12 protein-coding genes are annotated in these 10,307 nt (G+C 68.2%); 8 read left to right on the forward strand and 4 right to left on the reverse strand.

Annotated elements, in window-relative coordinates:
- Positions 1-4 precede the first annotated feature (4 nt).
- The 4 genes from IY145_RS10390 (at position 5) to IY145_RS10405 (ending at position 3,881) form a co-directional block, all read left to right on the forward strand.
- Positions 5-421 (forward strand): SPW repeat protein, encoded by a 417-nt coding sequence (locus IY145_RS10390; protein ID WP_196408145.1) that lies wholly within the window; start codon positions 5-7, stop codon positions 419-421.
- Positions 422-948: 527 nt separating this feature from the next.
- Positions 949-1,461, forward strand: coding sequence for a hypothetical protein (locus IY145_RS10395; protein WP_196408146.1), 513 nt, complete (start codon positions 949-951; stop codon positions 1,459-1,461).
- Positions 1,462-1,681: 220 nt separating this feature from the next.
- Positions 1,682-2,305, forward strand: a complete 624-nt coding sequence (locus tag IY145_RS10400; RefSeq protein ID WP_196408147.1) for a response regulator transcription factor — start codon at positions 1,682-1,684, stop codon at positions 2,303-2,305.
- Positions 2,306-2,312: 7 nt separating this feature from the next.
- On the forward strand, positions 2,313-3,881 hold the full coding sequence (locus IY145_RS10405) for a RecQ family ATP-dependent DNA helicase (RefSeq protein ID WP_312030573.1): 1,569 nt from the start codon (positions 2,313-2,315) through the stop codon (positions 3,879-3,881).
- Positions 3,882-3,903: 22 nt separating this feature from the next.
- Here the strand turns inward: IY145_RS10405 and IY145_RS10410 are convergent, their stop codons facing one another.
- The 3 genes from IY145_RS10410 to IY145_RS10420 form a co-directional block, all read right to left on the reverse strand.
- Positions 3,904-5,754, reverse strand: coding sequence for a cation:proton antiporter (locus IY145_RS10410; protein WP_196408148.1), 1,851 nt, complete (start codon positions 5,752-5,754; stop codon positions 3,904-3,906).
- Positions 5,755-5,877: 123 nt separating this feature from the next.
- On the reverse strand, positions 5,878-6,843 hold the full coding sequence (locus IY145_RS10415) for a DnaJ C-terminal domain-containing protein (protein ID WP_196408149.1): 966 nt from the start codon (positions 6,841-6,843) through the stop codon (positions 5,878-5,880).
- Between the two features lie 113 nt (positions 6,844-6,956).
- The gene (locus IY145_RS10420; protein ID WP_246721943.1) at positions 6,957-7,451 is read right to left on the reverse strand and encodes an RT0821/Lpp0805 family surface protein; all 495 of its coding nucleotides are present in this window, start codon (positions 7,449-7,451) and stop codon (positions 6,957-6,959) included.
- Between the two features lie 17 nt (positions 7,452-7,468).
- Here IY145_RS10420 and pdxH point away from each other — a divergent pair, with 17 nt between their 5' ends.
- From pdxH to IY145_RS10440, 4 genes are all read left to right on the forward strand, one after another.
- A complete protein-coding gene (gene pdxH / locus IY145_RS10425) occupies positions 7,469-8,119 on the forward strand; it encodes a pyridoxamine 5'-phosphate oxidase (RefSeq protein ID WP_210332648.1) in 651 nt (216 codons plus the stop codon).
- Positions 8,120-8,142: 23 nt separating this feature from the next.
- Positions 8,143-8,766, forward strand: coding sequence for a TIGR02301 family protein (locus tag IY145_RS10430; RefSeq protein WP_196408151.1), 624 nt, complete (start codon positions 8,143-8,145; stop codon positions 8,764-8,766).
- An 81-nt stretch (positions 8,767-8,847) separates the two neighbouring features.
- A complete protein-coding gene (locus IY145_RS10435; RefSeq protein ID WP_196408152.1) occupies positions 8,848-9,105 on the forward strand; it encodes a hypothetical protein in 258 nt (85 codons plus the stop codon).
- Between the two features lie 22 nt (positions 9,106-9,127).
- Positions 9,128-9,634 (forward strand): hypothetical protein, encoded by a 507-nt coding sequence (locus tag IY145_RS10440; RefSeq protein WP_312030574.1) that lies wholly within the window; start codon positions 9,128-9,130, stop codon positions 9,632-9,634.
- Between the two features lie 72 nt (positions 9,635-9,706).
- On the opposite strand, the gene IY145_RS10445 is transcribed toward IY145_RS10440, so the two are convergent.
- On the reverse strand, positions 9,707-10,246 hold the full coding sequence (locus tag IY145_RS10445) for a GcrA family cell cycle regulator (protein WP_196408153.1): 540 nt from the start codon (positions 10,244-10,246) through the stop codon (positions 9,707-9,709).
- Between the last annotated feature and the right edge of the window lie 61 nt (positions 10,247-10,307).

The following is a 10,307-nucleotide window of genomic DNA, read 5'->3' on the forward strand; positions in this document are numbered from 1 at the left end:
CCGCTTGAAGGCGGAGCCGCCGACGCCATATGCGGCGCTCATCGTCCAAAGGCTGGGGCGGGCGGGAAGGCGCATCATGGCGACGCGGCGCATCTCTCACATCCCCGATTGGGGCAGTCTCGGCATCGCGGCGGCCTTGCTGCTGGCGCCCTGGATTCTCCACTATGCGAGCTGGATGGCGACGCTGGCGACGAGCTTCTCGGCGGCCATTCTCGTCCTGCTCTCGGCCGTCGCTTTCGCCGAGCTCGACGACAGCGAGGCGCCCGAATATCTCATCGTCGGCGCTTGGCTCTTGGTCTCGCCCTGGATTCTCGGCTTCTGGTCCGACTCGCGGGCGCTTCTCGTCCATCTGCTGTTCGGCGGCGTGCTTCTCGCCTATGCCGCCTGGCAAATCTGGGGCGTCTCCGCATCCCGCCGCTGAGCGGGAGCGAGGCCGAGCCGAACCGAAAAGCCAGCCATTTCCGCGCGGCGTCGCCTTCGCCGTGTCGTGTGGGCGAATTGATAGCATTTGAATAGATTTGTAGTATATGAAGCCAATAAATGAGTAGAGTTTTCTATTATTTCGCGGCAGACTGTAGAAAAGGGCCACGAGCCAGCCCCACGCAGGCCCCCATAAGGCACTGAAATTTAATGTCTATCGTAAATGGCCGGCGCCTTCGTGCGGCGCATAAGTACATGTCCTAATTTTGGATTTTGCCGGCGTCAAGTATTGACGGATCAGCGCGGCCTGTCGTAATCCGGCCGACAAGGGAGATCAGGTGCAGATGACATCGATCGATCAATTTTATCTCCACGCGCATTCGATCAATTTGAAGCGTTTCTTTCGGCTTCTCGTTTTTGCCGATCCGCTTTCCCCATTCGCCGACAGCCGGGCGGCGTTTGCCGTCGACTGACCGCCTCGTCGATCGAACTGTAACGAGTTTGCGTAACGCGTAAGGAGCTCTCCTCATGATTACCGTGTCGCAATGCGCGGCCCAGGCGGGCCTGGCTTCCAACGAGCTGGTGCTGGGCGCCATTCCCTCTCCCGAGCATGACGCGCTCCTCGAGAGCTATCTGCTCAACGGCCATCGCGGCCTCGGCGCCGTGCGCGCCATGATCGTCGCCGATCTGCGCGGCTTCCTCGACCTCGGCGTGACGGCGCGCGCCTCCGATCTGCTGATCGTGCTTCGGCTGCTGCTCACCGCCCATCCGGAGGCCGGCCTCGCCGTTCGTCCGCGGGCCGCCGAGCGGGAGGAGGTCTTCGAGGCGGCGCTGCTCGGCCATTATTTCGACGCCCGCCGCAGCCGAGCCCCTTCGGGCGGGGCTTTGCGCGAGCCGGGAGTGGTGCTGTCCTTCTCACGCGAGGGCCGCCGCGCCGAGCGCCGCGCGGCGCGGGGCGAATCGCCGGAGTCCCTTTGTGGCGGCGATCCGATCATCGCCCGCTTCGGCTCGCGCCTGACCTATCTGAGGGGCGAGCGCTAGCGCGCTTTCCGATCGGTCATAGCAACGCCCCGGACCCAGAGGTCCGGGGCCTATTGCCAATCGGCGCGTCGCATAGGATCATCCCGGCCCGACAGCGCCTGTCGAGGCGCAGAACCGCCCGAGGGGGTCGGACCCGTTTCTCTATGCGACCGAGCGCCTTTTTCGATTTCGACTTTTCAGGCGATGGCCTCTCCGGGCCATGGAGTGGCGGAGCGCGCGTATGACGAGCGCGCCGGCCATCGTTCATGTCATCGACGATGACGCCGCCGTCCGAGATTCGCTGAGGCTTCTCTTGCGGACAGAGAATTTCGACGTGCGCGCCCATGGGTCGGCGCGCGATTTTCTGACCAGCGTCGAGCCGAGCGAGGGGGGCTGCGTCGTCACCGACGTGCGCATGCCGGGGAAGAGCGGTTTCGAGCTGCTCGCCGAGATCAAGGCGCGGAGCCTCGATCTGCCGGTCATCGTCATCACCGCCCATGCCGATGTGGCGCTCGCGGTTCAGGCGATGAAGGCCGGCGCCATCGATCTGTTGGAGAAGCCTTTCGACGATGAGGCGCTGCTCGGCGCGGTGCGCCAGGCGCTGGGCCGCCGCGTCGAGGGCGAGGGCCCCGGCTCCGAGGCCGCGGCCGCGCGTGAGCGCCTCGCCAGCCTCACAGCGCGCGAGCGCGAGGTGCTGGTCGGCGTTCTCGAGGGCCGGCCCAACAAGATCATCGCTCACGAGCTCGGCATCAGCGTACGCACGGTGGAGGCCCATCGCGCCCGGCTGATGGTGAAAATGCGCGCCAAGAGCCTGTCGGAGCTCGTTCGCATCTCGGTGCTCGTTCCGCGCGCCGCCTCCTTCTGAGGGCGCCGTGCGACCTCTCGTGGCCGATATGGAGGAGGCCAGGCGCGTGCTGCGCGCGCGCTTCGGGCATGAGGCCTTTCTTCCTGGGCAGGAGGCGGCGCTCGGCGCTCTGCTGGAGGGGCGCGACGTCCTCGCGGTGATGCCCACCGGGGCCGGCAAATCGCTGCTCTACCAATTGCCGGCGGCGTTGGGCGTCGCGCCGGTCGTCGTCGTCTCGCCGCTCATCTCGCTGATGCGGGATCAATTGCGGAGCCTCGCGCATTCGGGCGTGGCGGCGGTCGCGCTCCATTCGGGCCAGAGCGAGGAGGAGCAAAGCGAGGCGATCGCCGGCGTCGCCGACGGGCGGGCGCGGCTCGTCTATCTCGCGCCGGAGCGTCTCGTTCAGGATTGGACCGTCGATCTCTTGTGCGCCGCCGGGGTCGCGCTGCTGGCGGTCGACGAGGCGCATTGCGTTTCGCATTGGGGTCATGAATTCCGTCCCGATTACGCCCGGCTCGGCGAGATCGCCGCGCGGCTCGGCGCGCCGATCCTCGCGGTGACGGCGACGGCCGGCCCGCGCACGCGCGCCGACATCGTCGCCAGCCTCTTCGCGCGCGCGCCGGAGGTCTTCGTCGCCTCCTTCGCGCGGCCCAATCTGCGCCTCGCTTTCGCGCCCCGCGCCGATGCGCTCGGTCGGCTGACGCGCTTCCTGCGCCGGCGGCCCGGACAGAGTGGCGTCGTCTATGTGAACTCCCGCCGCAAGGCCGATGAGACGGCGGCGATTTTGCGCCGGCTCGGCTTCGACGCGCTCGCCTATCACGCCGGCCTCGACGCGGCGACGCGCGCCGCCCATCAGGACGCCTTCTTCGCCCGCGCCGGCGTAGCGATGGTCGCGACCATCGCTTTCGGCATGGGCGTCGACAAAAAAGACGTGCGCTTCGTTTTCCACGCCGATCTGCCGGATTCGATCGAGGCTTACTATCAGGAGATCGGCCGCGCCGGCCGGGACGGACTGCCCGCCGACGCGCTCGCTCTGTTCGATCCGCGCGAGCTCGTCGGTCGCTTCGGCTTCCCGCCGCCCGCCGACGATCCCATCGCCGCGGGCGAGACGGAGCGCCGTCGCGCCATGGCGCGGCTCTGCCTCGCGCCATCCTGCCGATTCCAGGCGCTGCTGCGCGCCTTCGGCGAGGAGAGCGGGCGCTGCGGGCGGTGCGACAATTGCCGCGGCGGTCTTTTGGCTCTGCCGCGGCGCGCGGGCCTCGTCGCGCTCGGCTGGCGCGTGGCGGTTCTCGCGCGCTTCGCCGGCCTGGGCGCCGAGAGCCTCGACGAACCGGAGCCGGAGCCGGCGCAGAGCCCGGCCGCCGCGCCGGGCGCTTCCGCAGAGCCGAAGGAGGAGCGGCTCAGCGTCGCCGACGAGCGGCTCTATCGGCGCTTGATCCGGTTGCGGCTGGAGATCGCCAAGCGCCGCCGTCTCGCCCCGCGCGCCGTGGCGAGCGACGCCTTGCTGCGCAGGCTCGCGATCACGCGGCCGTGCGCGCTCGACGGCGAGACGCCGATCGCGGCGGAAGAGTTTTTGCGCGCGATCGCGGAGGATTGAAAATCGAGGGGGCCCTCTCCCGCTACCCCTCTTCCTCCGCCTCCTGCGCCGGCCGGGCGCGGCGTTTCTTCAGCTCCAGCAGCCGCGTCGAGGCGCGATCGGCGCGCTGGCGCGCCTCTTCGCCGGTCGGCTGCAAAAGCTTGCGATACTCGTCGCGCTTCTCATGGATGGAGGCGATCACATAGCCCATGGGCACGCCGACATCGACGAGCACGGTCTCGGCGAGCTGCAGGCTCGCCTCGATCGTCTCCGGTATCGCGTCGCTCGCGCCGAGCTCATAGAGATGCGTGGCGTGCCAGGCGTCGCGGGCGCGCGCGACGATGGTCAGATCGGCGCGCTCCTGATGGGCGAGGCGCACGATCTCCTGCGCCGCCTGCGGATTTTCTACCGTCACCACCAGCGCGCGCGCCTGCGCCACGCCGAGGCGCTTGAGGAATTCGCGCCTCTTGCAATTGCCCCAGCAAATATCGACGCCCGTGTCGCGCGTCGCGGCGACGAGCTTCACGTCATTGTCGACGGCGACGAAGGGAATGTCGTGGCGGCGCAGCATGTCGCCGATGAGCGCGCCGACGCGCCCATAGCCGACGATGACCACTTTGCCGGCGGCGATCTCGCCTTCCGGCGCGAGATGGGCGAATTCGGCCTCGTCGTCCTGCAGGCGGCGCCCCGGATTGAGCCATTCGCCGAGCCGCGCCAGCGCCGGCAGCGCGAACAGGCCGAGCGTCACCGCCAGCATGGCGTCGGCGCCGAGATTTTTCGGCAGCACGCCGGAGGCGATGGCCGCGCCGACGAGAATAAAGGCGAATTCGCCGCCGGGCGCGAGCAGCAGCGCCACTTCCGCCGCTATGCGCGGACGCATGCGAAAGGCGCGGCCGAGCAGAAAGACGATGAGAGTCTTGGTCGCGACGACGCCGATGGCGATGACCAGCACCTGGGGCAGATCCTCGATCACGCGGTCGAAATCGAGTCCGGCGCCGACCGAGACGAAGAACAGGCCGAGCAGCAGGCCCTTGAAGGGCTCGATCGTCACCTCGATCTCGCGGCGGAACTCGGTTTCGGCGAGCAGCAGGCCGGCGATGAAGGCGCCCATGCCCATCGAAAATCCCGCCGCCGCGCTGGCGACGCCCGCGCCGATGATGACGAGAAGGCTCGCGGCCGTGAACAGCTCGATCGATTGCGCCGCGGCGACCAGATGGAACAGCGGCCGCAGCAGCAGCCGTCCGGCGACGATGAGCGCGGCCATGGCCGCCAGCGCCGGCAGAAAGGCGAGCAGCGCTTTCAGCCCGTCGCTCTGCGCCTGCGGATCGGAGAGAAAGGAGATGAGGAACAAGAGCGGCGCAACCATCAGATCCTGCAGCAGCAGCACCGAGAAGGCGGCGCGGCCGGCCGCGCGGTTGAGGCGCCGGCGCTCGGCGAGCAGGGGAATGACGATCGCCGTGGAGGACATTGCGAGCGCGGCGCCGAGCAGCGCCGCCGGCGCCGGGCCGAGCCCGGCCCAGAACACGCCCGCCGCCGCCAGCGCCCCGCCGCAGAGAAGCACCTGCGACAGGCCGAGCCCGAAGACGAGCAGCCGCATGCGGGCGAGGCGCTCCCAGGACAGCTCGAGGCCGATCATGAACAGCAGGAAGACGAGGCCGAATTCGGCGATTTTGGCGACGCCTTCGAGATCGCTCAGCGCGACCGCCGAGAGAAATTCATGGCGCTCCGCGAGCTTGCCGAGGCCGAAAGGCCCGAGCGCCGCGCCAGCGAGCAGGAAGCCGAGGATGGGGCTGACGCGCAGCCGATGAAACAAAGGCGCGACGACGCCCGCCGTGCCGAGGAAAAGCAGCGCCTCGCGATATTCGCCCCACTGGAACGCAGCAGTCCCCGACATCGCCATCCTTTCCCGCTGAGCCGATTCGGGTTTCAGCATAAGGGAGCGGTACGCCGGTTACGAAGCCTGTTTCTGGCGGTTCTCCCTTCTTCTCCCGTGAGGGGAGAAGGGAGACGCGCACGATCACATGCCTTTGCGCGGATCGTAGGGCTTCGCCGTGCGCCATTTCTGCGCGAAGGCCTCGAGCTCGGAATCCGCGCCCTCCGGCAGCACGACCCGCAGCGTCACATAGAGATCGCCCGCGGGTTTGCCGTCGACGGCGGGCAGGCCCTTGCCGCGCAGCCGCAGCACGCGGCCGCCATTGGACCCCGCCGGAATGGTGAGCTCCACCTGGCCGCCCAGCGTCGGAGCCGCGACCTTGGCGCCCAGAGCCGCCTCGTAAAAAGCGATCGGCAGGTCGAGCTTCAGATCGCGGCCGGCGACGGAAAACAGCGGGTCCGGCGCGACCTTGATGGTGACGATGGCGTCGCCGGGCTCGCCGCCGGGCGGGGCGGCGTGACCCTGGCCGCGCAGCCTTATCTGCTTGCCATCCTCTATGCCGGTCGGAATATTCACCTCGAGCGTCCGGCCGGTGGGCAAAAAGACGCGTGTGCTGCCGCCCTTCACCGCCTCGGCGAGCGAGATGGTCACCTGAAGGGCGACATCCTCGCCGCGGCGCGGCGCGCGGGCGCGGCGTCCGCCCGCTCCGGCGCCGAAGAGATCGGCGAAGAGGTCCGAGGGGTCGAAGCCCGCCCGGCCGGCTCCGGCGCCGGCGGCGTCGCCGCCGAAATGAAAGTCGAAATGCTCGGCCCCGCCGGGCCCACGCTGTCCGCGCGCGTAGCCGCCGGGCCCGCCGCCGCCGAAGCCCTCGAAGCCGGTGAAACGCGGCTTGCCCTCGGCGTCGATCTCGCCACGATCGAATTGCGCCTTTTTCTTCTCGTCGCCGAGAATCTCATAGGCGGAATTGCCCTCGGCGAATTTTTCCTTGGCCTTGGGGTCGTTCTTGTTCTGGTCCGGATGATATTTCTTCGCGAGATGGCGGAACGCCTTCTTGATCTCGGCGGCGGTCGCCGTCTTGGCGACGCCCAGGACGTCATATGGATCGCGCATTTTTCTCAAAAGCCCATCGGCGCGTCCGCCTCGTGCGGCGCGGACGCTCATGTCTGACCTGTCTATTTGGGAGAAGAGGCGCCGACGCGCAAGGATGCGTCCGAGTTTGGATTTCAGGCTTTTCGCCAGGGGCGGATGTCGATCAGCGCCCAATCGGCGGATTTGTCGCGGCAGGCCGTGCCCTGCAATTGCTCGTGGCTCTCCTTCGTCCCGACTTCCGCCAGAAAGGCGCGGCACACCTTGCCGTCGGATGGATAGGGCTGGCCGACCGGCGTGAAGGAGCCGCGCGCATGGCTTTCCGGATTGTCCCAATTGACGGTCGCGCCGGCGCCTTGAGGATCGAGCGCGACGCCGAGCGCCGCGCTGGCGCGCCGCCAGTCCTCCTGGTCCAGCGCATTCGAGAGCGTCGGCGTCGGCCTGTGCGGAATGGAGCCGGTCACATCGTCACTGACATTTTTCCAGGCCGGCGCCGGCTCGCCGCCGGGAATGGCGAAGGAGCAGCCGCCGAGCGCGGCCGCCATCAGCGTGGCCGTGAGAAGGCGCGCGGCGGCGAGACCGATTTGAGAAGCGGCTGCGGCGGCGTTATGTGTGTCTCGCGGGTCGTGCAAAGCGCTGCCTTACCACTATGACCACCGCCCTCGTTTCGGCGGCAGCTGAGGATTTTCTCGTGAAGGGGTTAAAACAGAGTGACTTCTGCGAGGCCTCCGAGCCTTACGCATTGTTCGGCGAATGGTTCGACGAGGCGAAGTCCCACGAGCCCGACGTTCCCGAGGCGATGGCGCTCGCCACGGTCGACGAGGCCGGCCTGCCGGATTCCCGCATGGTGTTGATGAAGGATTGGGGCGAATCCGGCTTCACCTTCTATACCAACGCCGAGAGCGCCAAAGGCCGCGAGCTCGCTGCCACGATGAAGGCGGCGGCGCTTTTCCACTGGAAATCTCTGCGCCGTCAGGTGCGGCTGCGCGGCCCTGTCGAGCTCGTGTCGGACGCCGAGGCGGACGCCTATTTCGCCAGCCGCCCGCGCGACAGCCGCATCGGCGCCTGGGCGAGCCGCCAGTCGCAACCGCTGGAGAGCCGTTTCGCGCTCGAGAAGGCGGTCGCCGTTCAGGCCGCGCGCTTCGGGCTCGGCGAGGTGCCGCGGCCGCCGCATTGGCGCGGCTATCGGATCGTTCCGGTCGCGATCGAGTTCTGGGCGGATCGGCCGTTTCGCCTGCACGATCGCATGCAATTCACGCGCGAAGGCGCCGGCTGGGCGAAGGCGCGCCTCTATCCTTGAGTCGAGAGAAAGCGGCGGAAGCGATGAGACGTTTGTCGGATGGCGGAAGTGTCTCGGCGAGCGAGCCTGAAGGCTCGCGGTCCAAAGCGCGTTCTGGACCGCGAGCCTTCAGGCTCGCATTTCGTCTCGCGCTCTCATGGGCGATTTTCTGCGCCGCGCCGGCGCGCGCGCAGGATTTCTTTCAGGGCCTGTTCGGCTGGGGCCAGCAGCATTCGGCGCCGCGCGTGATCGAGCAGCCGGCGCCGCAGGCCAGGCCCAAGAAGAAGAATGCGGCGAAAGCGCCGCCGGGCAAGCAGCAGCCGGCGCAGCCCGCCGCGCCGTCGCCCGCCGCCGAAGGGCCGCCGCCGCCCTATGAGCCACAATTGCTGCGCCTCTCGGAAATCCTCGGCGCGCTCTCCTATCTGCGCGATCTCTGCGGCCCGGAGGACGGCGAGGATTGGCGCGCCAAAATGACCTCGCTGCTCGAGGCGGAGGCCAAGACCGGACAGCGGCGGCTCAAGCTGACGGGCGCGTTCAATCGCGGCTTTCGCGGCTATGAGACGACCTATCGCTCCTGCACGCCCAATGCGCGCACGGCGATCTCGCGCTATCTCGACGAGGGCGGCCGCATCGCGCACGACATCGCGTATCGTTACGGGAATTCCTGACGTCGCCGTCGCGGATGGGCGTTAACCCTCCGGCAATGACCCGTCTCGCGTGTTTCGTTGCGGTTGTCTAGAGTGATTCACATGACGCGATTTCACCCCTCCGCATTGGACGACGCCGCCGGCTCCGAGCAGCGGCGCGCCGCGCTCGCTTATGTCGCCGAGGCTTTCGCCGAAGCCGTGCTGGCGGGAATCGAAGGTGATTCCTTCGCCCATGCCGCGCTCTCCGCGGCGCTGCACGAGCTCGTCGCCACCTATGGCGAGGAGGAGGTCGCGGCTTTCGCGGAGCGTTTGCCGCGCCGCCTGCGCGACGGCGAATTCTCGAGCGGCTTGCGCCATTGAGCGCGCTCGGCATGGCGCGCGCGTGAAACCGTCGACCAAGCAAGCGGTCGAAACGATTTCCGAGCCGATGCGCGATGTCGAGACCTTGCCCGCGCCAGTGCGCGCGCTGCGCGACAAGATTCTCGCGGCCTGCGACACCGGCGACATAGAGGCGCTGCGCATTCCGATCGACTGGAACGAGGTGCGTCCGCTGTTCGAGCGCGGCGCGCGGCGCCCCGCTGGGGCCGATCCGATCGAGACTTTGAAGTCGCTCTCCTTCGACCGCGCGGGACGCGAGATTTTATCATTGGCGCGCGCCGTGTTGACGCAGCCTTTCGTGCGCGTGAAGCGCGGGCCCTTCGAGAGCTATGAATGGCCGGCCTATGCGCGTCGTCCGACGCCGCCGGCCAATGAGGAAGAGGCGCGCGCGCTATGGGCCTGCGTGCGCTTTGCCGATCTCGCGCCGTCCGATGCGCAGGGCCGACCGAAAGTCATGCGGATCGGCGTCGGCGCGGACGGCGTCTGGCATTATTTCTGGAACGCGGACTGACATTTCGGCAAGCCGCGTCGGCAAGCCGTGTTGGCAAGACGCGCTGACGAGCCGCGCTGACGAGACGCGCGCTCAGGCGAGACGCGCGGCGGAGCGCAGCTGATCGCGCGCGCGGCGACGATCCTGCACCGGCTGATAGGCGATCTGCGAATGATAGCCGCAATAAGGGCTGCCGCCGCCGCCCGGCGACCGCGCGCCGCAGAAGCGGAACTCGGCCGTCGTCGGATCGCCGATCGGCCAGCGGCACATCGCCTCGCGCAGCTCCATCAGCGTCACTCGCTCCGACATTGGAATGACGACCTCTTCCTGTGGTCGCGCGTCGGGCATGACCAGCGCGCGCGGCGCGAGGGCCAGAGCCACATTGCCCATGACGCTCGGCGCATGTCCGTGATGCACGCGTTGTGGCGGCGCCTGAGGACGCTGCGGCTTGGCGACGCGCGGACGCGCCGCCATGGGCGTCTTGGCGCGTTGCGCGAGCCCGAGACGATGGATTTTACCAATGACGGCGTTGCGCGTGATGCCGGCGCCGATCTCGGCCGCCACCTGACTGGCGCTGAGGCCGTCGTTCCAGAGCTTGCGCAGCATCTCGACGCGCTCGTCGGTCCAGGACATTAAGGCCCTCCTCGATTAAGCCGGCTTCATCCGAGAGAATCGGCGAACGCTCGCGCAACCG

It is taken from the genome of Methylosinus sp. H3A (assembly GCF_015709455.1).
Classification (GTDB): Bacteria; Pseudomonadota; Alphaproteobacteria; order Rhizobiales; family Beijerinckiaceae; genus Methylosinus.